This window comes from Enterococcus sp. DIV1298c (assembly GCF_017316315.1).
In the GTDB taxonomy this organism is placed as follows: domain Bacteria; phylum Bacillota; class Bacilli; order Lactobacillales; family Enterococcaceae; genus Enterococcus_B; species Enterococcus_B mangumiae.
Genome location: NZ_JAFLWG010000004.1, coordinates 25682 through 47993 on the forward strand (window position 1 = coordinate 25682; position 22312 = coordinate 47993).

Here is a 22312-nt window from a genome sequence, read left to right on the forward strand (position 1 = left end):
TGATCAGATCATCTTATTGACATAGAGCTGTTGGATCTTTGTGACGAGATCCACCCATAAATCTTTTTCTTTATTAGGATCAAGATAAAAGATTTTACTGGTCTGATGAAACTTATCAAACCAATCAGTCACGATCAAATCTGCCTGTTCGGGATTTTCAGTCAAACGGATCATTTTTTCATCAAACACTTGTCGTAACCGATTTTGGATATAATAATTCCCCGTAAGTGTTTTATTCATTTGTACATAGATCAATAATTTTTCATTTGTTTCCGATTGTAAAAGGTTATAGACCAAGCCGCTCAAATAATAAACGATCAACGCGTTTTTTGGATGATCATGGAAAACTTCCGAGATGATCTGCTTGATTTGTTGTATTTGTTGATTTGATTCATCGATCTCAAGTGCTGATTTAGGGAAGTGCAACGAGTAGAAAAACGGGGTCGTATGCCCTAACATCAAAATGGAAACCAAAGAAAGCATCAAATAATAATTATAGAAAAACCTTTTTTCAGAAGAAGAGATTACCGGAAAAACTTGAGCTAGCTCTTTTGTTAACAAGGTGATCTGATTACATAGACGATTTCGTTTATTCGTCAACATGTAACCAATCAAACTTTTCTGCTGACTAGAGATGAGATTCGGAAAAAAACAATAGATCAAAAAATTAAAATGTAAGAGTTCATCAATTGCAGTTTCTTGCGGTAAAAGTTTAAACAAATGGTGTTTAAAACTACCAGAAACATCTTGAGCCTGCTGCAATAATTCTAAAATATCATACACTTCAGTTGATTCAGGAATGATCAAAGCAGATTGTTGCGTACGAAGTGTGAAAATAGCAATCAACAAATAGAGATTTTCTTGATATTTCAACGAATGTTTTGAAACGAGCAATTTTTTGGATAATCGCTTCTCTTTTTTTAATTGACTCAATTTAAATTTATCAAACGGCCATTCCAATCCTTGGAATGCGTCAGATAAAATAAAAAATAGATAGAGCCGGATAAATAATTCATTTCCTTTGAACAAGTAACAGCCGTGGGACGAAACAATCTCGATCTCGAAATCTTGAAGTGTCTCATTCAATTGGCGTGTTAATTTTTCTAGATAAGAGGGCGATATGTACAGTTGTTCCAGTAAATATTTTTTTGGAACATACGTTTTTGGATAATTGACCATAAGTAATAAGTAGTTGAAACGGTTGGACTCTTTTAAATAAAGAAGTTTGATCTTATGATAAATCATCATTTTTATTTCTTGGTAGTCATCGCTTATCGTTATTTCCCCTTTATGTGTAGAGGAGATAAAGGAAGAGGTATTCAATTGCTGTTCAATCGTCGTATTCAATTTTCGGATCAATTCTTTGATCGTCCGTTTAGGAATAGCTAATTCATCTGCCAGTTCTTTCAACGTACATTGACTTTTTTGCGAAATCGTATAGAGGACTAATAACTCTTTCTTTTTAGCGTCGATTAACATAATGGACTCCTTTCTTACAATTGCTGTACCGATAGTGACATAAAATGTGAGTGGAAAGTGTTTTCAATGTATGATATTCTCACATAGTAATAGATTTTGATTATATAACTTGTTATTTTAAGAAATAATAATTAGTTATCTATTCTATTGTTTATTTCTTTGCTTATTTTGTCAAGTTGGAATCATTCAAATAAACTTGATTATAGTGATATATCGTTATTTAATTGATGTTTTTGTTATTTTTAAACTTTGATTTTTGGCGAAGTATTAGGTAAATCAAGCTTCTATTACAAAGGGACATATTTTAACCCCCAAAATATGTTATTATCGTTATTTTTTTATCAAAACTTGTTTCTTCATGGTTTACATAAGTTTTTCCTACTGTGAAATGCGCTGGAGAGTAGGGGAAAATTAAAGACAGAATCATTGCCGGATATGAAAGAGATAATCGGAAAGGATGGATGGTTTCGTGGGAAGAGTGACGAACTTTAGTAAAGAGTATTTACTATTCAAGAGCATGGTATATGCTGAAGAAAATGGGTTATCGACAATTACAGCAAGAAGTTTAGCTTCTTTTTGTGGATGTTCTACTTACCCGATCTATGCACATTTTAAATCAATCCGTATTTTAAAAGAAAAAATTATCGAAGAGATTACGATCTGTTTTGATCGATACTTAGCAGAATATGTCATTGACGATTTTTTTAGTATCGTTCATTTATTAAAGGAATTTTTCTCGATTCATGAGAGTATCAGAGGGGTAGTCATCAAATCTGAATTAGATATGGCCTCCTTGTTCAAACGTACCTTCTCAGAATTTGTTAGAGAGCATACGGGGATCAAAGAAGCTTATTTACTCGAACTACTTTGGTTGAACGCATTAGGAAGTTTGAATTCAGACAAGTCTTCAAAAGAATTTTTCGAAACAATGACGTTGATTTGGAATAAATTAGCAGAGTTAGAAGACGATTTGCCTGAAATGCTAACAAATATCCAATATGCTCCGATTGGTTGATGTTGGTTAAAGCATCTCTTAAACAGAGATGCTTTTTTTAGAACAAAAAATACTGGTATCGGTAATCGTCGAACAGCTAACTGATATAAAACGGCAACCCTGACAATCAAAATAAGACACAATTTACTTTTTGTATCATTTTTTGTCCTTTCAGCGATAGGCGCCATAGCAATTAGTTCGCTTATCTTTTTTACTGTGATATGATTGTGATAGATAAAAAGGAGCTGATAATTATGAAAACATCAACAAAAGTAACGATTGGATTAAGTGTCGCAGCAGCAGCAAGTGTCGCAACAGCTGTGGTTGTTTCTGGTAAAGTGATCGAGAAAATCCATCATTTAAGTAACCGTACAAAAGTAAAAAAATTCGTGTACGACAAATTTGATGGAAATGAAAAGTTATTAGATGTCGTTGACCATTTATCAGATAGCGATTTAGATTCATTGATGGGAATGTTAGCAAAGATAAAATCTGGCAAAAAGAAAATTTCTGTCTATGGTGATTCCATCAAAGACTCAACAGAGGATGCAAAAGGCCGTCTGATGTCACTCGTTGAAAAAATGATGTAAAAACTAGTTTCATTCAATTGATCGATTGATTATACAAAGGCACAAGCAGCAATGAAGGTTGCTGCTTGTGCCTTTTTTAACGTAATTAGGCAGAAGTCGCCCATCCTCTATAGGTGGGTGATGAATGCGTTCGGTATGAGGATTACCTTTAGTCACTCGAAAACCGACAAGCAAGGCATATTGCCTTTTTATTTTGTCTTTTGTTATAATCAGCGTATACAAGGAATGAGCTGATAGAACAATGGAATTAGCTACGAATAATCATTCAATATTCTTTCTGTATTATCCTCTTGTACTGGTAACAAAATACCGTAGACAAGTGATTGATGATGAACTATTTGAATTTGCTAAACCACTTTCGAACGAATAGCAGCGTTCGATCACATCACTCTAGTGGAGTGGAATCACGAGAAAGACCATGTTCCTATTCTGTTCAAAGCGCAGCCGAAACCATAGCGGACAACATTCATCAACACTTATAAAAGCGCTAGTTCACGATTGATCAAACATGACTATCCTAGAGTGAAGCACTCTCTTTGGAAAGAAATGTTTTGGTCTAAAAGCTTCTGTCTGTTGACGCACCTATCAATGTCATCAAGAAATAGATTCAAAACCAAGAAAACAATTATAATAGCGAGTAGGTGAAGCTTATGGAACGGCTGAAAGCATACAAATTTAGAATTTATCCAACAGAAGAACAAGAAATTTTCTTTGCGAAATCTTTTGGTTGTGTCCGTAAGGTCTACAATCTGATGCTAGATGATCGTATGAAAGCTTATGAAGAAACGAAAAATGATCCCTCTAAAAAAATGAAGTTCCCAACACCAGCTAAATACAAAGAATAATTTCCGTTTTTGAAAGAAGTGGATAGCCTTGCTTTAGCGAATGCACAACTCAATTTAGATAAGGCATATAAGAATTTCTTCAGAGATAAATCCGTTGGGTTCCCTCGTTTCAAGAGTAAGAAAAATCCTGTTCAAAGCTATACCACCAATAATCAAAAGGGAACAGTTGCATTGATCGGAAATAAATTCATCAAAGTTCCTAAATTGAAATCTCTGATTCGAATCAAGCTTCACAGACAACCAAAAGAAATCATCAAATCAGCGACAATTTCTCGTCATTCAAGTGGTAAGTACTACATTTCTTTGTTGTGTAAAGAAGAAATCGTTGAGTTGCCCAAAACGAATGCTGCGATTGGCATTGACTTAGGCATTACTGATTTTGCGATTCTTTCTGACGGGCAAAAAATTGATAACAATAAATTTACCTCAGAAATGGCAAAGAAACTAAGACGTGAATAACGCAAGTTATCAAGACGAGCATTAGTGGCTAAGAAAAAAGGGGTTCGTCTTTTCGATGCGAAAAACTACCAAAAGCAGAAACGTATCGTCGCTCGATTGCACGAAAAAGTAATGAATCAACGGAATGATTTTCTGAATAAGTTGAGTACAGAAATCATCAAAAATCACGATGTTATCTGTATAGAAGACTTAAACATAAAAGGTATGTTGCGTAACCATAAATTAGCAAAAAGCATTTCTGATGTCTCGTGGTCTAGTTTTGTGACGAAACTACAGTACAAAGCTGACTGGTACGGACGTGAACTCATCCAGGTAGATAAATGGTTTCCTTCTAGCCAAATCTGTTCAGCATGTGGTCATAAAGTTGGCAAGAAAACGCTCGACATCCGAGAATGGATTTGTTCTGTTTGTCATACGCATCACGACCGAGATATCAATGCGAGTATCAATATTCTGAACGAAGGACTGCGAATAAAAGACTTGGTTTAGATACAAATAAGAACCGTAGGAACTACGGAAATCGCTTGGTCAATAAGAGAAACCGCTGTGAGTAAAGAAATACGCTTACAAGTATGATCTCTTCCCAAGAAACTCCCACTTCAAGCGTTAAGAACCGTTAGGGTTAGCTAAGTGGCGAGTAGTTCACGTGTGTAACAAAAGAAGATAACAAAAGAGTAAATCATCCGCTTTTTTTAAATTAAAGCCTGTTTGTTCGTCAAATTTTTCAATCCGATATTGCAGGGTGTTCCGATGCATGAATAGCTGTTTAGCAGCTGAACTGATATTTCCGAAATTTTTCCAAAGTTCAATGATGATCTCTTCCATTTTAAATCCTCGGATTATTTCTTGATACTCGTTGGTGAGTTGGCTAGAAGTGACTAGCTCTTTAGTATAGTAATATAAGGCAAGTTCTTGAATAGAGGTCGTTTGATCGGAGACCTGTATCTGCGTTTGTTTGTTCAAAAAAATCTTTCGCTCTTCATCAAACATGGCGGTTAGATTTTGTCCAGATGTGTGGAATGAACCCACAAATGCTTGTGTCGTCAGATCAAAATCGACATCAAGAGATAAAAAGATGCCTTTTAGATCCGCAGTATTCAAATAATTGGGGTGTTTTCTTTCAATGATCAACCCATCTGTTTCCGTATAGAGAAAAAAATCAAGTGCTTCCGGAAAGAGTTCAGCGATCGTTTCTTGCCACTCTTTTTGTAAAAACTCTGCTCTTTTTTCAAGATGTAACTGGATGATCCGGCAACTTTCTTCAGATACGTACGCCTGCTCCTCAAATAAATAATGAAACCAAGGATGATTTTCTAATGAATAGGTTGTTTGGAATAACGCTTTCAAAAGATTCTCTTCTTGAGCAGACAAAGAGCTCTTGTCGATCCATAAAAAATAGTCTTCCACAATTAGAGAAAGAATGTGCTCATCAGGAGAAGGTGCATTCTTTTTTTGTGCATTTGGATACAATCCAAGTAACTTTTCTGTGTTCATACGCTTCACCTCATCCATTAGTTTACCATAGGACACGTTGATAAGGAAAAACTCTTTGTGCTTCTCATAAAAGCCAGTTATACTATTTTGGACAGATGTAATAAGTAAATCTAAGAAAAAGGTAGGATTACAGGTGGAAGAAACAGGACAACAACCAACAAAAATAGAATGGATGCGTGTGGCGATCGAAGAAGCAAAAAAAGCAGAAGCTCTGGCAGAAGTACCGATTGGTGCCATCGTCGTCCATGAAGGTCAGATCATCGGGCGGGGACATAATTTAAGAGAGGCAACGCAAAATGCCACGACCCATGCGGAGATGATAGCGATCCAAGAAGCATGTGAGGCGATAGGAAGTTGGCGTTTAGAAGAGACACAATTATATGTCACGTTAGAGCCTTGCCCGATGTGTAGTGGTGCTATGATTCTTTCCCGAGTAAAAGAAGTTTACTTTGGCGCCTTTGATCCAAAAGGAGGAACCGCCGGAACGTTGATGAATTTACTCGAAGATGAGCGTTTCAATCATCAAGCTTATGTAGAGGGTGGTATTTTAGAAGAAGAATGTGGGGAACTTTTATCAGCGTTTTTTAGGAATTTACGCGCGAAAAAAAAGAAATCAAAAAAGGACTAGCCAAAGATAACGAAATGCGGTATACTATTCTTTGCCGAAAGGCTAGGACAATGGTGGGCTTGTGAAGCGTGTCAGATCCGGAAGGAAGCAGCACTAAGCAGGTGCCGCCATGTGTCTGATTGATTTGAAGTCAATAAGCCTATGAGGGCTTATTTTTTTGCTTTTAAGCGAGTTGAAGGTGTTTGGATTTTTGTAAAAAAGTCTGAGCATCTTCTTTTTTACGCAAAAACTTTCCATGTGGACAAAGCGCAACGCTATGGTATGATGAAAAAAAGCGAGGTGGATCTAAACAATGGAAGAAATCGTTCTTTTACACACGAATGACTTGCATTCTCATCTTGAAAATTGGCCAAGGATCAGACGATACCTTGAGCAAAAAAAACGTGAAAATGAGAAAAAAAGCAACACAACAACAATTACGGTAGATCTCGGAGATTTTGTTGATCGCTGGCATCCTCTATCAGAAGCGACAAATGGTCATGCGAATGTTGAACTAATGAATGCAGTCGGATATGACGCAGCAACGATAGGTAATAATGAAGGTGTGGGCAATTCAAAAAATGAATTGAATCATTTATATGACCATGCAAACTTCGATGTGCTACTCAGCAACTTATTCGATAAGAATACCTTGCAACCTCCTGAGTGGACAAAACCGTATAAAATCATCGAAACCGAGCAAGGAACAAAAGTCGGTTTGATCGCTTTTACTGCGCCGTTCCCATTGACTTATAGTCCAAATGGTTGGGATATCCGTCAGCCTTATGACCTCTTGCCTGAACTAGTTGAGCAATTGCGTCCGCAAGTAGACGTTCTTGTTTTGATGAGCCATTTAGGCATCCAAGATGACTTACAAATTGCTAAAGAGATTCCTGCAATCAATGTGATTTTAGGGTCACATACGCATCATCTTTTTATTGATGGGAAAGTTGTCAATGAGGTCCAATTAGCCGCTGCCGGAAAATTTGGACAATATGTTGGAGAAGTGCATCTTACAGTGGAAAATAAAAAAATCATCGCGCACTATGCCAAAGCGATTGCGACAGAGTCAATGACAGCATTTTTGGAAGATGAAGAAGAAATCACTGGTTATCTTCAACAAGGACATGCACTTTTGGCACAAAAGAAAGTCGCTGATCTCCCATTTGACTTATCGCTTGATCCGTTTGCTGAACATTCCTTTATCCAAATTGCGTTAGAAGCAGTGAAAGAAAGAGGAAACACAGAAGCAGCGTTTTTAAATAGTGGGTTGTTTTTGAACAGCATACCCAAAGGTCTGGTCGATCAAGATCAACTCCATAGTGCGTTGCCTCATCCGATGCATTTGATCAACGTCACGTTGAAAGGATCGGATATGATTCGTTTAGTGTTAGAAATCGAAAAAAGCCGACTCTTTTTAAGAAATTTCCCCATTAAAGGGATGGGATTTCGTGGACGTATATTTGGCGAGATCCTCTATAGCGGAATCACTTATGATCCGGTCAATCGAGCGGTTCTTTGGAAAAACAAACCGATTGAGGGAGAAAAGAGCTATACCGTTACTACGGTGGACCATTTGATGTTTGTTCCTTTTTTCCCAACGATTGAAATTGTCGGACAGGTCGAGTTTTTGTTCCCTGAATTTATCCGTACAGTAGTGGGAGACTACCTAAATGCTCACTACCCAACCAATGAAAAAGAAGGTATAATAGAGGAATAGGTGGTGAAAGCATGTCGACGAAACAAAATAAACAACATACTAGTGACAAAAAAGAGAGTCAAAAAACGGCCGATCAATCAAACGAACAAACAGTGACTGAAGAAGTGACGGCGGTTTTAGAAGAAATAATCGAAGAAACGAAACCTGAGAAAATCAAAGGAGAAATCGTCACATTGACAGATGAAACGAATCTTTTGATCGGTGATCGACCTTATCGCATCGTCATGGATTATCGAGAGGGTTTCAATGCTGAGAAGCTTGGTGAAAGATATAGCGAAGTGCTTTCCAGATACGACTACATCGTAGGAGACTGGGGCTATGAACAGCTACGTTTGAAAGGCTTTTTTGATGCCACGAATCGACGTGCTCACCCAGATCAGCGAATCGATGCATTAGAAGATTATTTATACGAATATTGTAATTTTGGTTGTGCGTATTTTGTCATTGAACGAGTTGGCGGGAAAAAAGAAAAAAATACCCAACGACGTAAAAAGAAAAAAAATCAAAATCGCAACAATCAAGCGCACATCGATGAGAAAAAAGCACCAGTTGAATCGATGCGTAAACAACCTGTAATCAAAAATCGTAAACCAGCAAGCAATAAAACAACAACAAAAACAACTGAAAAAGCGGCAGAACGTCCAACAAAATCAACTTCTAAGAAAAATTTTACTATTAGACAAAGGGAAGAATGATCCTATGAATTATAAAGGCTATTTGATCGATTTAGACGGAACGATTTATCGAGGAACAGAACCGATCCCCGCAGGTAAACGCTTTGTCGAGCAGTTACAAGAAAAGGGGCTTCCCTTTTTATTCGTAACCAATAATACAACGAAAACACCTGAAACAGTGGCACATCGTTTAGCAACAGAGTTTGATATCCATGTGTCACCAGAAACAATCTATACTGCTTCTTTAGCGACGATCGATTTCATGAAATCAGACGCGAAAGGCAATAAAGTGTTCGTAATCGGCGAAGCTGGCTTAACGGATTTGATCTTGGATGCGGGCTTTGTTTGGGAAGAAGAGCAGCCAGACTATGTCGTAGTAGGGTTAGACAATCACTTGACCTACGAAAAAGTAGTGACAGCAACGTTAGCGATCCAAAAAGGAGCAACGTTTATCGGTACGAATCCTGATAAGAACATTCCAACAGAAAGAGGATTGTTACCTGGGGCAGGTTCCGTTGTGTCCTTTGTAGAAACAGCGACACAAAAGACGCCTATCTATATCGGAAAACCAGAAGCAATCATCATGGATAAAGCGGTGGAGATTTTAGGGTTGAACAAAGAAGAAGTCATCATGGTAGGAGATAATTATGAAACAGATATCCAAGCGGGGATTCGTAATGGAATCGATACACTCCTTGTACTATCAGGTTTTACTAAAGAAGAAGACTTGTCACATCTGCCAACTCCTGCGACTTTCGTCATGCAATCTCTAGATGAATGGAGTTTCTAAACGAATGAAAAACAAACGATGGCAATGGGTGGAATATGCAGGGTTTGTTAGTTTGTTCCTGACATTGATCACTTTAGCAATTACACTAACGATCAATTTTCGGCCACTTTATGTGTTTGATATCGGACATCTGAATATTTTAGAATACACCTCGTTGGATCAGGCCACATTACTCAAAAATTATGATCAGTTGATGATGTATTTAAATAATCCTTTTGAACAAGTCTTGGCACTTCCAGACTTTCCCATGTCAGCGAGTGGCTTACATCATTTTTATGAAGTAAAGTTATTATTCATGGTCAATTATGCGGTATTACTGCTTACGTTGATTCCTAGCGGCTTGTTTCTTCGTCAACTGAAGAAAGATCAACGCTTGTGGCGATTGATTCGTCCGTTTCAAATCGGCATGATCGTACCATTTGTTTTTGGTTTTTTCATGCTGATCGGCTTTGATCGTTTTTTCATTGTGTTTCACGAAACATTTTTCAACAATGATGATTGGTTGTTCGATCCTCGGACAGACCCCATTATCAATGTCTTACCTGAGCAATACTTCATGCATTGCTTCATTTTGTTTTTCGTGCTGATTGAATTACTATTCGCTTTGATGGTATTCATGGGCAAAAGAGAACTGAAAAAAGGCAAGAGTTAAGAAAGTGTGATAAGCACACAGGATTTGATATAGAAAAAGCATCCATAAAAATCGCAGAAGGATTTTATGGATGCTTTTTTTGTTTATTGAGTCAAACGACTCCGTTTTTCAGGTTCTTGGTGGGCCAAACGGCTTGCAGCAGACGCGGCAATCGCTCCTACGATGTCATCTAAAAATGTATGAACGTTTTTGCCGTCGTGACTATTTAGCTGTTTTAAGATCCCTGGTTTTACTTTGTCGATGTAACCGTAATTGGTAAAACCGATTGTTCCATAGACGTTGACGATCGATAAGGCTAAAATCTCATCGATCCCGTATAACCCTTCATCATCTTCAATGATATGTTGTAGCGGGGCCATCAATTGCTTTTGTTCTGCCAATATATCTAATTGAATACCTGTAATGATCGCATTATGGACTTCGCGTTTTGTTAAAACTGCGTTAATACTTTCCGCACAATCCTCTAAGCTCAAATCTGAGATATAATCTTTTTGCAAAAACATCACTAATTCAGCGATATCTTCGATCGTGACTCCACGTTGTTTTAGGAGATCTCTGGCTTTTTCTTCTAACGTTTCTGTTTTTATGACCATTTTTTGATTCCTCCGTATCTTCTTTCTATCTATATATAATGGTAACGTAGTACGTATAAAAAGCAAGAATCAATTTTTCTATCAAAATAGGCAAGTTAATTTGTTCCAAATGTTTTATCATAAAGACTAGTGCTATGACCAGGTTGTGTACGTTCCTTGGGATTGATAAAGTGCAACGCATTATTGACAGCAGTCGGTGCTTCCCCAAATCCTGTGGCAATCAATTTGACTTTTCCTTCATAGCTGCAAATATCTCCAGCAGCATAAACACCAGGAATAGAAGTGGACATATCAGAATGGACAGTGATCGCATTTCTTGAACTTTCAAGTCCCCAAGAAGATAAATGCTCTAAATTGGAAGTGAATCCATAGTTGACGATCAATGAATCGATCATAAGGTCAATGGTTTCATCGGTTCTGGCTTTTTTAAGGCGAATATCTGTCAATTCACCATTTGAACCGGATAATTCCTCAATCAAATAGGGCGTTAATACATTGACGGATGATTGATTCAATTGGTTGACGCTATGTTCATGGGCTCTAAAAGCTTCTCTTCGATGAATCAAATACACTTCACTCGCAATCGGTTCAAGCATCAATGCCCAGTCGATCGCTGAATCACCGCCGCCGGCAATGGCAACTTTCTTCCCTGCATATTTCATCAAGTCGTTCACAAAATAATCTAATCCGTGGTTTTCATAAATATCCGCATTTTCTAAATTCAGCTTTCTCGGTTGGAATGAGCCACTTCCTAGTGTCAGGATCACTGCTTTTGAATAGTGGATTCCTTTTGTAGTTGTGATCTCGATGATATCATCTTCTCTGGAAAGTGAAATCACTTCTTCATTTAAATGAAATGTATGATTAAAAGTGGTCAATTGTTTTTTTAGATTATTGACAAGATCAACCGCTTTGATTGCTGGATAACCAGGAATGTCATAAATATATTTTTCAGGGTATAAGGTAGTTAATTGTCCGCCAAGTTGCGGCAAACTATCAATAATATTGGTTTTCGCTTGACGCATGCCAGCATAAAAAGCTGCGAACATGCCAACAGGTCCTGCACCAATAATCGTAATATCGTAAATTTCCATTTTTGAAATTCCTCCTTGGTGACACTATAACAGAATTTAATTGAGAATTCTTCTCAAATAGCCTGATTATGGTACAAGAATTCCTTGAAAAATATGCGTAGTTATCTGAACTGTAGCTTATTTACTTTCAATATTAACTAAATAGAGTTATTTTACTAGTACTAAATGTTTAAATCTAAGAGGTAGAATTTTATGATAAAAAGAATAACCAGCTATGCAAGGAAAGATGGAATATTAACCCTGTCTTTTCTATTAGCAATCGGGACGATGTTTCTCATTCCGCCGTCCCTCAACTATCTTTCCTATATTGATTTTCACACATTGATCCTTCTTTTTTGTTTGATGTTGATCGTCGAAGGAATCCGCCAACAACAATTTTTTGACTTTCTAGGCAATTATTTGATCAAAAAGACAAAAACTACAAGAGGCATCCTCTTGATTTTAGTCTTTCTCCCATTTATCAGCAGTATGTTGATCACGAATGATGTGGCACTGATCATTTTTGTCCCATTTGGTCTATTGATAGCAGAAATGGTTGGACTGGTTGCGATGCTGCCGGTCATCGTTACGTTGATGACGATCGCCGGTAATTTAGGCAGTATGTTCACGCCAATCGGTAATCCACAAAATCTATATTTATTTGCACAATCTCATCTGCAATTAGTCGGATTTTTACAGTTGATGTTACCCTATACATTGGCTGCAGCTTTCTTGTTGGTTGTATTGATCTTAGTAAGAGTCAAAAAAAGGACAATTGATTTGGCGGATACGGAAGAGATAATTGTAAAAAGGTCGCAACTCATTTTTTATTTTGCTCTATTTTTCACCTGTCTTCTGGCAGTCAGTGGGGTGATCCCGCATTATGTCGTATTGCTCTTAGTCAGTGCATGTGTTCTTGTCAATGATCGCAGACTGTTCAAACAAATCGATTATTCCTTATTGTTTACGTTTATTTTCTTCTTTATCTTTATTGGGAATATCAAACAAGTCGAGATGATCCAAGTTTTGTTTGAAAAAAGTATTGCGCATCATGAAGTCAGTGCAAGCATTTTTGCAAGTCAATTAATCAGTAATGTTCCTGCGGCAATCCTATTATCAAGCTATACGGAAAATATCAAGGCGTTGATCATTGGTACGAACTTAGGAGGTTTAGGAACCTTGATTTCTTCGATGGCAAGTCTGATCTCCTATAAAATAATCATCAAGCAATACCCACAATGGCGAAGTAAATATATATTGATCTTCACGTTCTACAACAGTATTTTTTTGATTTTCTTGTGGCTCATCTTTACCGTATATCAATAGAATATGTTATGATTACACATGAAGACAGAATATTTAGGAGGAAGAAAATATGGCATTTCCACAACTTGATCTAGCAAATGAAAAGGGGCCTAAAGCCCTTATAAAAACGAATCGTGGGGATATTACAGTAAAACTATTTCCCGAGTTGGCACCTAAAACAGTCCAAAACTTTGTTGAATTGGCAAAAAAAGGGTATTATGACGGCGTGATCTTCCATCGCGTGATTCCTGATTTTATGATTCAAGGAGGCGACCCGACCGGTACAGGCATGGGCGGCGAAAGCATTTACGGTGAAAGCTTTGAAGATGAGTTCAGTCGTGAATTGTTCAATCTACGCGGCGCATTGTCAATGGCTAACTCTGGTCCAAATACAAATGGAAGCCAATTCTTTATTGTTAATAATACGAACGTGCCGGAAAATATGCTTAGTCAATTAGAAGGCGCAGGATTCCCGAACGAAATCATTGAAGCGTACAAAAATGGTGGGACTCCATGGCTTGATTTCCGTCATACAGTCTTTGGACATGTACTTGAAGGAATGGATACGGTTGATGACATCGCAAATGCACAACGTGGACCACAAGATCGTCCAGTACATGATGTAGTGATCGAAACGATCGAGATTTCTGAATAGAATCAATTTTTTAAGAGCGGATAACGAATGAAAGAAGCACCGACCGCCTGAAGCTTTTCCAGCTTTTGGTGTTCGGTGCTTCTTTTTTAACTTAGAGAATAACAGATGACAACAGGTGTGAGATTCTTGCGTTCAATGAATAGGTTCATCTTTTTCAGTCAATAAATGAACGTTTGATACGTAAAAGTCCTTCTCTCAACACTGATTTCGGACAAGCGACATTCAAGCGCATATGACTATGGCCGCTTGGCCCAAAACTGATTCCAGGGTTTAAGACAACTTTGCCTTTTTTGATGAGTTGTTTTTCAAGGAGACGATCATCCTGTGTATACGCAGAAAAATCAAGCCACATCAGATACGTTCCTTCTGGTTTCATCACTTCGACATCAGGCAGGTGTTCTGCAAAAAAAGTGATAACCTCCTCGACATTTTCTTCTAAATATACGAGTAACTCTTTCAACCATTCCTCTCCAGTTTCGTAAGCAGCCTGAGTACCTAATAAGCCGAAAGTATTGATTCCTTGATGTTGATTCTTTTCTAGTTGATTTATAAACCGATTTTTTAAATCAGGATCTTTAATAAAGACCATTGAATTTTTTATTGCGGCTAGATTAAACGTCTTAGTTGCAGAAGTAAAGGTGATCAACAATCTGGAAAGCGTAGGATCGATCGTTTGCATCGACGTGAATTCATGTCCGGAAAAGACAATATCTTGATGGATCTCATCACTAAATAAGAAGACGCCGTACTTTAAGCATAGATCACTTAATTGTTTGAGTTCCTTTTTAGTCCAAACACGGCCTCCTGGGTTATGTGGATTACATAAAATAATTGCTTTTATTTTTTTTGAAATGATTTTTTCTTCCATGTCTTGAAAATCCATCTCAAAATGTCCAGCTCTTTTATTCAAAGAACTTCGGATCAGCTGACGCTCGTTTTTTTCGACGATTGCGCCAAAAGGTGGATAAACCGGATCGTGGATCAAAACCGCATCACCTGGGGCTGTGAATGCTTGGAGCGCCATTGAAAGACTAACCAAGACACCGCTGGTAAAAAGAATGTCGTTTTTTGTCAGTGTCACATGGTGGTGCTTCTGCTCCCAATCGACCACAGAGCGGTAAAGACCGTCCGGTACGATCGAATAACCGAAAATCCCTTTTTGTAGATAATTTTCAAAGGAGTCAATGACTCCTTGGGGTGCAAGAAAATCCATGTCCGCTACCCATAACGGTAAAAGGTCATCCATATGGTATGTTTGCGAAATGGCATCCCATTTCACGCTATCTGTATTTTTTCTTGAAATGAACTCGTCAAAGTGATCCATCTATAAAACCTCCTATTTCATGTGCAAGAACAGAACTTCTTTTTTTTGAATATTTACAGTATAATGATAAATGCGAAGAGAGGGAAGTATATGACTTATAAAATAGGCGAAATAATCAAAGGGAAAATTACTGGAATACAACCATATGGCGCATTTGTTTCACTCGATGAAGAAACGCAGGGGTTGATCCACGTATCAGAAGTGCAATCTGGTTATACAAAAAGTATTCATACATTATTGAAAGTGGGACAACCGGTGACTGTGCAAATCATTGATATTGATGAGTATTCGAAAAAAATCAGTCTGTCGTTACGTACCCTAGAAAAGAAAGTACCTTCGATCCCATATCGGAGAAAACGTTACTTTACGAATAAAAATAAAAAAATAGGTTTTGCGACGATTGAAAAGCAGTTACCCATATGGATCAAAGAAGCCTTAGTCGAACTTGATCAAAAAGAATCTAGGAAATAAAAAGTGTATTTTTTCTGAAAATATGCTAAAATTCTCTTGTAAGCCATAAACAAGTTGATCGAGGTGGAAATTTTGGCAAACAAAAGAGTCGCTGGTACAATTATGTTGCATTTGGAGGATGGATCTAAAAAATTTTTAGTTCATTCAATAGAGAATAAATTAGAGTTCGCATTCGCAGACCACTCAAATGATAAGACTGGTTTGGCAAATATACTTAGTTTTTTGAAAGAAATCGTTCATATTGACGTGAGTAAAATAAACTTGATGGAGTTGACGAATACTCATATCAATCAAGAAAATGTTCCGCTGTTCGTTTTTGAAACAGAACAGAAAAATCAACAAGAACAGTTAGGCGAAGGTTATCATTGGGAAGATCCAGGACAAATGCGTACGGTACTAGGGATTTATGAAGTAGATGGCGTACCGATCTTTTAACCAAAAGACGAGTAATAGGTGATCATTTTTGATAACAAGCATGACTTTCAGAGAAGTTTGAATTTCTTTCAAACTTCTTTTTTTGTCACTTTTTTTAATAAGTAATGGTTGAATGTTCAGGATTTAGTGGGTTTTCATCTGAATATGAGAAGAAAATAGTGGAATAAGAAGATAACCCGAACAATCTAAAAATATTTGAAAACCTTCTCTTTTTATAAGGCGAAAATAACTATTGACGACTGATAGGTGGCATGGTAAATTAGACAACGTTGATTCGGAAATATGTTCTTTTGAAAATGTTCAGAAAAACATCAAAAAACTATTGACCATCGGGAGAACCCGTGTTAATATAACTGAGTTGACTTGTTAGTCGATTTTTTAGAAGCTGATACAAAAGAGTTTTTAGCTTATAAAGGTATTGACAAATAACAAACGACAAGTTATGATAAGTGAGTTGCTAAAACGACCTCGTGAAAAACGAGTTCAAAAAACTTTTAAAAAATAGTTGACAATCATCCGAGAGTTTGCTAAGATATAAAAGTTGCTACGGCAATCACAAACGATGAATTGAAGCAGTTGTGTTTCATTTATCACGTAGACCTTTGAAAACTGAACAAAGTAAGACAAACCAAATGTGTAGGGCGTCTTGATTCAATTCAAGACAACAAACATTTTTAACAAGCAAGCAATATGCTAGCAAACAAATTGAGCTTAACAAATGAACTATTATGATGTTCGAAAGTAAATTTCGAACTACAGTTCCACATCAGCTATCGCTGTGAGGAACTAGCATATTATGAGAGTTTGATCCTGGCTCAGGACGAACGCTGGCGGCGTGCCTAATACATGCAAGTCGAACGCTTCTTTTTCCACCGGAGCTTGCTCCACCGGAAAAAGAGGAGTGGCGAACGGGTGAGTAACACGTGGGTAACCTGCCCATCAGAAGGGGATAACACTTGGAAACAGGTGCTAATACCGTATAACAATCGAAACCGCATGGTTTCGGTTTGAAAGGCGCTTTACGGTGCCGCTGATGGATGGACCCGCGGTGCATTAGCTAGTTGGTGAGGTAACGGCTCACCAAGGCCACGATGCATAGCCGACCTGAGAGGGTGATCGGCCACATTGGGACTGAGACACGGCCCAAACTCCTACGGGAGGCAGCAGTAGGGAATCTTCGGCAATGGACGAAAGTCTGACCGAGCAACGCCGCGTGAGTGAAGAAGGTTTTCGGATCGTAAAACTCTGTTGTTAGAGAAGAACAAGGGTGAGAGTAACTGTTCACCCCTTGACGGTATCTAACCAGAAAGCCACGGCTAACTACGTGCCAGCAGCCGCGGTAATACGTAGGTGGCAAGCGTTGTCCGGATTTATTGGGCGTAAAGCGAGCGCAGGCGGTTTCTTAAGTCTGATGTGAAAGCCCCCGGCTCAACCGGGGAGGGTCATTGGAAACTGGGAGACTTGAGTGCAGAAGAGGAGAGTGGAATTCCATGTGTAGCGGTGAAATGCGTAGATATATGGAGGAACACCAGTGGCGAAGGCGGCTCTCTGGTCTGTAACTGACGCTGAGGCTCGAAAGCGTGGGGAGCAAACAGGATTAGATACCCTGGTAGTCCACGCCGTAAACGATGAGTGCTAAGTGTTGGAGGGTTTCCGCCCTTCAGTGCTGCAGCTAACGCATTAAGCACTCCGCCTGGGGAGTACGACCGCAAGGTTGAAACTCAAAGGAATTGACGGGGGCCCGCACAAGCGGTGGAGCATGTGGTTTAATTCGAAGCAACGCGAAGAACCTTACCAGGTCTTGACATCCTTTGACCACTCTAGAGATAGAGCTTCCCCTTCGGGGGCAAAGTGACAGGTGGTGCATGGTTGTCGTCAGCTCGTGTCGTGAGATGTTGGGTTAAGTCCCGCAACGAGCGCAACCCTTATTGTTAGTTGCCATCATTTAGTTGGGCACTCTAGCAAGACTGCCGGTGACAAACCGGAGGAAGGTGGGGATGACGTCAAATCATCATGCCCCTTATGACCTGGGCTACACACGTGCTACAATGGGAAGTACAACGAGTCGCGAAGTCGCGAGGCTAAGCTAATCTCTTAAAGCTTCTCTCAGTTCGGATTGTAGGCTGCAACTCGCCTACATGAAGCCGGAATCGCTAGTAATCGCGGATCAGCACGCCGCGGTGAATACGTTCCCGGGCCTTGTACACACCGCCCGTCACACCACGAGAGTTTGTAACACCCGAAGTCGGTGAGGTAACCTTTTGGAGCCAGCCGCCTAAGGTGGGATAGATGATTGGGGTGAAGTCGTAACAAGGTAGCCGTATCGGAAGGTGCGGCTGGATCACCTCCTTTCTAAGGAATATTACGGAGACTACACACGTTTGTCGATACTTTGTTCAGTTTTGAGAGGTCTACTCTCAAAATTTTTGTTCATTGAAAACTGGATATTGAAGTAAAAAATGTAAGTAATACAAACCGAGAACACCGCGTTGAATGAGTTTTTTAATAAGTTCAATTGCTTATTTTTCTTGATTGGACTTCTATCGCTAGAAGAAAGATCAAAACCCAACCGCAAGGTTGATAAGGTTAAGTGAATAAGGGCGCACGGTGGATGCCTTGGCACTAGGAGCCGATGAAGGACGGGACTAACACCGATATGCTTTGGGGAGCTGTACGTAAGCTATGATCCAGAGATTTCCGAATGGGGGAACCCAGCATCTTTTATAGGATGTTACGTATACGTGAATACATAGCGTATACGAGGTAGACGCAGAGAACTGAAACATCTAAGTACCTGCAGGAAGAGAAAGAAAATTCGATTCCCTGAGTAGCGGCGAGCGAAACGGGAAAAGCCCAAACCAATGAGCTTGCTCATTGGGGTTGTAGGACTCCGATCTGGTAGTTCTTTCAGATAGTCGAATGACTTGGAAAAGTCAGTCAAAGAGGGTGAAAGCCCCGTAGACGAAATTTGGAAGGCACCTAGGAGGATCCTGAGTACGGCGGAACACGAGGAATTCCGTCGGAATCCGGGAGGACCATCTCCCAAGGCTAAATACTCCCTAGTGACCGATAGTGAACCAGTACCGTGAGGGAAAGGTGAAAAGCACCCCGGAAGGGGAGTGAAATAGAACCTGAAACCGTGTGCCTACAACAAGTCAAAGCCCGTTAATGGGTGATGGCGTGCCTTTTGTAGAATGAACCGGCGAGTTACGATTGCATGCGAGGTTAAGTTGAAGAGACGGAGCCGCAGCGAAAGCGAGTCTGAATAGGGCGTTTGAGTATGTAGTCGTAGACCCGAAACCATGTGATCTACCCATGTCCAGGTTGAAGGTGCGGTAAAACGCACTGGAGGACCGAACCCACGTACGTTGAAAAGTGCGGGGATGAGGTGTGGGTAGCGGAGAAATTCCAAACGAACTTGGAGATAGCTGGTTCTCTCCGAAATAGCTTTAGGGCTAGCCTCGGATTTGAGAATGATGGAGGTAGAGCACTGTTTGGACTAGGGGCCCATCTCGGGTTACCGAATTCAGATAAACTCCGAATGCCATTCATTCATATCCGGGAGTCAGACTGTGAGTGATAAGATCCATAGTCGAAAGGGAAACAGCCCAGACCACCAGCTAAGGTCCCAAAATATATGTTAAGTGGAAAAGGATGTGGGGTTGCACAGACAACTAGGATGTTGGCTTAGAAGCAGCCACCATTTAAAGAGTGCGTAATAGCTCACTAGTCGAGTGACCCTGCGCCGAAAATGTACCGGGGCTAAACATATTACCGAAGCTGTGGAGTGCACCATTAGGTGCATTGGTAGGAGAGCGTTCTAAGGGCGTTGAAGGTAGATCGTGAGGACTGCTGGAGCGCTTAGAAGTGAGAATGCCGGTATGAGTAGCGAAAGACAGGTGAGAATCCTGTCCACCGAATGACTAAGGTTTCCTGGGGAAGGCTCGTCCGCCCAGGGTTAGTCGGGACCTAAGCCGAGGCCGACAGGCGTAGGCGATGGACAACAGGTTGATATTCCTGTACTCGTTGTTTTTGTTTGAGCAATGGAGGGACGCAGGAGGCTAAGGAATGCAGACGATCGGAAATGTCTGTCCAAGCAGTAAGTCTTGATAGGAGTCAAATGCTTCTAACTTTAAGGACAAGCTGTGATGGGGAGGGAAATAATAGTACCGAAGTTCCTGACGTCACACTGCCGAGAAAAGCTTCTAGTGAGAAAACAACGACCCGTACCGCAAACCGACACAGGTAGTCGAGGAGAGAATCCTAAGGTGAGCGAGAGAACTCTCGTTAAGGAACTCGGCAAAATGACCCCGTAACTTCGGGAGAAGGGGTGCTGATCGTCAGATCAGCCGCAGTGAATAGGCCCAAGCGACTGTTTATCAAAAACACAGGTCTCTGCAAAATCGTAAGATGAAGTATAGGGGCTGACGCCTGCCCGGTGCTGGAAGGTTAAGAGGAGTGCTTAGCGTAAGCGAAGGTACGAATTGAAGCCCCAGTAAACGGCGGCCGTAACTATAACGGTCCTAAGGTAGCGAAATTCCTTGTCGGGTAAGTTCCGACCCGCACGAAAGGCGTAACGATTTGGGCACTGTCTCAACGAGAGACTCGGTGAAATTTTAGTACCTGTGAAGATGCAGGTTACCCGCGACAGGACGGAAAGACCCCATGGAGCTTTACTGTAGTTTGATATTGAGTGTCTGTACCGCATGTACAGGATAGGTAGGAGCCGTAGAAATCGGAACGCTAGTTTCGATGGAGGCGCTGGTGGGATACTACCCCTGCGTTATGGCCACTCTAACCCGCACCACTGATCGTGGTGGGAGACAGTGTCAGATGGGCAGTTTGACTGGGGCGGTCGCCTCCTAAAGAGTAACGGAGGCGCCCAAAGGTTCCCTCAGAATGGTTGGAAATCATTCGAAGAGTGTAAAGGCAGAAGGGAGCTTGACTGCGAGACCTACAAGTCGAGCAGGGACGAAAGTCGGGCTTAGTGATCCGGTGGTTCCGCATGGAAGGGCCATCGCTCAACGGATAAAAGCTACCCTGGGGATAACAGGCTTATCTCCCCCAAGAGTCCACATCGACGGGGAGGTTTGGCACCTCGATGTCGGCTCGTCGCATCCTGGGGCTGTAGTCGGTCCCAAGGGTTGGGCTGTTCGCCCATTAAAGCGGCACGCGAGCTGGGTTCAGAACGTCGTGAGACAGTTCGGTCCCTATCCGTCGCGGGCGTTGGAAATTTGAGAGGAGCTGTCCTTAGTACGAGAGGACCGGGATGGACTTACCGCTGGTGTACCAGTTGTTCTGCCAAGGGCATTGCTGGGTAGCTATGTAGGGAAGGGATAAACGCTGAAAGCATCTAAGTGTGAAGCCCACCTCAAGATGAGATTTCCCATTTCTTTAAGAAAGTAAGATCCCTGAGAGATGATCAGGTAGATAGGTCAGAAGTGGAAGTACAGTGATGTATGGAGCGGACTGATACTAATCGATCGAGGACTTAACCAAAATAAAATGAAAAACTCGGAGAGTTTCTTACTGATACTTCAAATCCAGTTTTGAGTGAACAAGATTTACTCAAAAATAGATAACACCAAGTGTGGTGGCGATGGCGAGAAGGATACACCTGTAACCATGCCGAACACAGAAGTTAAGCTTCTTAGCGCCGATTGTAGTGAGGGGTTGCCCCTTGTGAGAGTAGGACGCCGCCACGCTTTGTTATCTTTGGAGGTTTAGCTCAGCTGGGAGAGCATCTGCCTTACAAGCAGAGGGTCAGCGGTTCGATCCCGTTAACCTCCATATGAGCCGTTAGCTCAGTTGGTAGAGCATCTGACTTTTAATCAGAGGGTCACAGGTTCGAGCCCTGTACGGCTCATATTTTTGCGGGTGTGGCGGAATTGGCAGACGCACTAGATTTAGGATCTAGCGCCTTACGGCGTGGGGGTTCAAGTCCCTTCACCCGCATCATATGATTTATTCTATTTTTTTACGCCGGCTTAGCTCAGTTGGTAGAGCATCTGATTTGTAATCAGAGGGTCGAGGGTTCAAGTCCTTTAGCCGGCATCGTAAATACGCGGAAATAGCTCAGTGGTAGAGCACCACCTTGCCAAGGTGGGGGTCGCGGGTTCGAACCCCGTTTTCCGCTTTGCCAAAGTACTACG

At 40.4% G+C, this 22312-nt stretch carries 16 protein-coding genes, 5 tRNA genes, 3 rRNA genes, 1 other RNA gene and 2 pseudogenes; 22 read left to right on the forward strand and 5 right to left on the reverse strand.

Going from position 1 to position 22312, the window contains the following annotated elements:
* Positions 1–3: 3 nt before the first annotated feature.
* Positions 4–1479 (reverse strand): helix-turn-helix domain-containing protein, encoded by a 1476-nt coding sequence (locus tag JZO83_RS00925; protein WP_207114792.1) that lies wholly within the window; start codon positions 1477–1479, stop codon positions 4–6.
* Positions 1480–1948: 469 nt separating this feature from the next.
* Between JZO83_RS00925 and JZO83_RS00930 the strand changes: the two genes are divergently transcribed.
* From JZO83_RS00930 to tnpB, 4 genes and pseudogenes are all read left to right on the forward strand, one after another.
* Positions 1949–2494: a TetR/AcrR family transcriptional regulator gene (locus JZO83_RS00930; protein WP_206859018.1), complete on the forward strand. Its 546-nt coding sequence runs from the start codon at positions 1949–1951 to the stop codon at positions 2492–2494.
* A 233-nt stretch (positions 2495–2727) separates the two neighbouring features.
* The gene (locus JZO83_RS00935; protein ID WP_206858993.1) at positions 2728–3063 is read left to right on the forward strand and encodes a hypothetical protein; all 336 of its coding nucleotides are present in this window, start codon (positions 2728–2730) and stop codon (positions 3061–3063) included.
* A gap of 241 nt (positions 3064–3304) precedes the next feature.
* A pseudogene (gene tnpA, locus JZO83_RS00940) lies at positions 3305–3668 on the forward strand (IS200/IS605 family transposase).
* Positions 3669–3713: 45 nt separating this feature from the next.
* A pseudogene (tnpB, locus tag JZO83_RS00945) lies at positions 3714–4856 on the forward strand (IS200/IS605 family element RNA-guided endonuclease TnpB).
* A 153-nt stretch (positions 4857–5009) separates the two neighbouring features.
* Here the strand turns inward: tnpB and JZO83_RS00950 are convergent.
* Positions 5010–5861, reverse strand: coding sequence for a helix-turn-helix domain-containing protein (locus JZO83_RS00950; protein WP_207114793.1), 852 nt, complete (start codon positions 5859–5861; stop codon positions 5010–5012).
* A gap of 172 nt (positions 5862–6033) precedes the next feature.
* On the opposite strand from JZO83_RS00950, the gene tadA reads away from it, so the two are divergent.
* From tadA to JZO83_RS00980, 6 genes are all read left to right on the forward strand, one after another.
* On the forward strand, positions 6034–6489 hold the full coding sequence (gene tadA / locus JZO83_RS00955) for a tRNA adenosine(34) deaminase TadA (RefSeq protein WP_207114797.1): 456 nt from the start codon (positions 6034–6036) through the stop codon (positions 6487–6489).
* 35 nt (positions 6490–6524) lie between these two features.
* Positions 6525–6621: signal recognition particle sRNA small type (ffs, locus tag JZO83_RS00960), an RNA gene on the forward strand.
* Positions 6622–6781: 160 nt separating this feature from the next.
* On the forward strand, positions 6782–8188 hold the full coding sequence (locus JZO83_RS00965; RefSeq protein WP_206858996.1) for a bifunctional metallophosphatase/5'-nucleotidase: 1407 nt from the start codon (positions 6782–6784) through the stop codon (positions 8186–8188).
* 11 nt (positions 8189–8199) lie between these two features.
* A complete protein-coding gene (locus JZO83_RS00970; RefSeq protein WP_206858997.1) occupies positions 8200–8883 on the forward strand; it encodes a YutD family protein in 684 nt (227 codons plus the stop codon).
* A gap of 4 nt (positions 8884–8887) precedes the next feature.
* The gene (locus JZO83_RS00975; protein ID WP_206858998.1) at positions 8888–9652 is read left to right on the forward strand and encodes a TIGR01457 family HAD-type hydrolase; all 765 of its coding nucleotides are present in this window, start codon (positions 8888–8890) and stop codon (positions 9650–9652) included.
* Positions 9653–9656: 4 nt separating this feature from the next.
* On the forward strand, positions 9657–10304 hold the full coding sequence (locus JZO83_RS00980) for a TIGR01906 family membrane protein (RefSeq protein WP_207114794.1): 648 nt from the start codon (positions 9657–9659) through the stop codon (positions 10302–10304).
* A gap of 83 nt (positions 10305–10387) precedes the next feature.
* On the opposite strand, the gene JZO83_RS00985 is transcribed toward JZO83_RS00980, so the two are convergent.
* The gene (locus JZO83_RS00985) at positions 10388–10897 is read right to left on the reverse strand and encodes a phosphatidylglycerophosphatase A (RefSeq protein ID WP_206859001.1); all 510 of its coding nucleotides are present in this window, start codon (positions 10895–10897) and stop codon (positions 10388–10390) included.
* 95 nt (positions 10898–10992) lie between these two features.
* Complete coding sequence (locus JZO83_RS00990) at positions 10993–11991, reverse strand: NAD(P)/FAD-dependent oxidoreductase (protein WP_206859003.1); 999 nt, start codon at positions 11989–11991, stop codon at positions 10993–10995.
* Between the two features lie 192 nt (positions 11992–12183).
* Here JZO83_RS00990 and JZO83_RS00995 point away from each other — a divergent pair, with 192 nt between their 5' ends.
* On the forward strand, positions 12184–13296 hold the full coding sequence (locus JZO83_RS00995; protein ID WP_207114795.1) for an SLC13 family permease: 1113 nt from the start codon (positions 12184–12186) through the stop codon (positions 13294–13296).
* 49 nt (positions 13297–13345) lie between these two features.
* Complete coding sequence (locus tag JZO83_RS01000; protein ID WP_206859010.1) at positions 13346–13930, forward strand: peptidylprolyl isomerase; 585 nt, start codon at positions 13346–13348, stop codon at positions 13928–13930.
* 154 nt (positions 13931–14084) lie between these two features.
* On the opposite strand, the gene JZO83_RS01005 is transcribed toward JZO83_RS01000, so the two are convergent.
* Complete coding sequence (locus JZO83_RS01005) at positions 14085–15254, reverse strand: MalY/PatB family protein (protein WP_207114796.1); 1170 nt, start codon at positions 15252–15254, stop codon at positions 14085–14087.
* Positions 15255–15344: 90 nt separating this feature from the next.
* Between JZO83_RS01005 and JZO83_RS01010 the strand changes: the two genes are divergently transcribed.
* From JZO83_RS01010 to JZO83_RS01055, 10 genes are all read left to right on the forward strand, one after another.
* Positions 15345–15725 (forward strand): CvfD/Ygs/GSP13 family RNA-binding post-transcriptional regulator, encoded by a 381-nt coding sequence (locus JZO83_RS01010; protein WP_206859016.1) that lies wholly within the window; start codon positions 15345–15347, stop codon positions 15723–15725.
* Positions 15726–15797: 72 nt separating this feature from the next.
* A complete protein-coding gene (locus tag JZO83_RS01015) occupies positions 15798–16160 on the forward strand; it encodes a hypothetical protein (RefSeq protein WP_206859017.1) in 363 nt (120 codons plus the stop codon).
* Between the two features lie 792 nt (positions 16161–16952).
* Positions 16953–18512, forward strand: a 16S ribosomal RNA gene (locus JZO83_RS01020).
* 232 nt (positions 18513–18744) lie between these two features.
* A 23S ribosomal RNA gene (locus JZO83_RS01025) occupies positions 18745–21659 on the forward strand.
* Between the two features lie 90 nt (positions 21660–21749).
* Positions 21750–21865: ribosomal RNA gene (rrf, locus tag JZO83_RS01030) — 5S ribosomal RNA — on the forward strand.
* The 16S, 23S and 5S rRNA genes sit together here with 5 tRNA genes alongside, the layout of an rRNA operon.
* Before the next feature lie 12 nt (positions 21866–21877).
* Positions 21878–21950: transfer RNA gene (locus tag JZO83_RS01035), tRNA-Val, on the forward strand.
* Between the two features lie 3 nt (positions 21951–21953).
* Positions 21954–22026, forward strand: a tRNA-Lys gene (locus JZO83_RS01040).
* A 7-nt stretch (positions 22027–22033) separates the two neighbouring features.
* Positions 22034–22115: transfer RNA gene (locus tag JZO83_RS01045), tRNA-Leu, on the forward strand.
* 26 nt (positions 22116–22141) lie between these two features.
* Positions 22142–22214: transfer RNA gene (locus tag JZO83_RS01050), tRNA-Thr, on the forward strand.
* Positions 22215–22224: 10 nt separating this feature from the next.
* Positions 22225–22296: transfer RNA gene (locus JZO83_RS01055), tRNA-Gly, on the forward strand.
* The last annotated feature ends 16 nt before the right edge of the window (positions 22297–22312 follow it).

What these genes read in the sequence shown, in the direction of transcription:
- JZO83_RS00965 (WP_206858996.1), top strand. Translation starts at nt 6,782, where the DNA reads ATGGAAGAAATCGTTCTTTTACACACGAATGACTTGCATTCTCATCTT.
- JZO83_RS00995 (WP_207114795.1), top strand. Translation starts at nt 12,184, where the DNA reads ATGATAAAAAGAATAACCAGCTATGCAAGGAAAGATGGAATATTAACC.
- JZO83_RS00985 (WP_206859001.1), bottom strand. Translation starts at nt 10,897, where the DNA reads ATGGTCATAAAAACAGAAACGTTAGAAGAAAAAGCCAGAGATCTCCTA.
- tadA (WP_207114797.1), top strand. Translation starts at nt 6,034, where the DNA reads ATGCGTGTGGCGATCGAAGAAGCAAAAAAAGCAGAAGCTCTGGCAGAA.
- JZO83_RS00950 (WP_207114793.1), bottom strand. Translation starts at nt 5,861, where the DNA reads ATGAACACAGAAAAGTTACTTGGATTGTATCCAAATGCACAAAAAAAG.
- JZO83_RS00980 (WP_207114794.1), top strand. Translation starts at nt 9,657, where the DNA reads ATGAAAAACAAACGATGGCAATGGGTGGAATATGCAGGGTTTGTTAGT.
- JZO83_RS01005 (WP_207114796.1), bottom strand. Translation starts at nt 15,254, where the DNA reads ATGGATCACTTTGACGAGTTCATTTCAAGAAAAAATACAGATAGCGTG.
- JZO83_RS00975 (WP_206858998.1), top strand. Translation starts at nt 8,888, where the DNA reads ATGAATTATAAAGGCTATTTGATCGATTTAGACGGAACGATTTATCGA.
- JZO83_RS01000 (WP_206859010.1), top strand. Translation starts at nt 13,346, where the DNA reads ATGGCATTTCCACAACTTGATCTAGCAAATGAAAAGGGGCCTAAAGCC.
- JZO83_RS00990 (WP_206859003.1), bottom strand. Translation starts at nt 11,991, where the DNA reads ATGGAAATTTACGATATTACGATTATTGGTGCAGGACCTGTTGGCATG.
- JZO83_RS00935 (WP_206858993.1), top strand. Translation starts at nt 2,728, where the DNA reads ATGAAAACATCAACAAAAGTAACGATTGGATTAAGTGTCGCAGCAGCA.
- JZO83_RS00925 (WP_207114792.1), bottom strand. Translation starts at nt 1,479, where the DNA reads ATGTTAATCGACGCTAAAAAGAAAGAGTTATTAGTCCTCTATACGATT.
- JZO83_RS00970 (WP_206858997.1), top strand. Translation starts at nt 8,200, where the DNA reads ATGTCGACGAAACAAAATAAACAACATACTAGTGACAAAAAAGAGAGT.
- JZO83_RS01010 (WP_206859016.1), top strand. Translation starts at nt 15,345, where the DNA reads ATGACTTATAAAATAGGCGAAATAATCAAAGGGAAAATTACTGGAATA.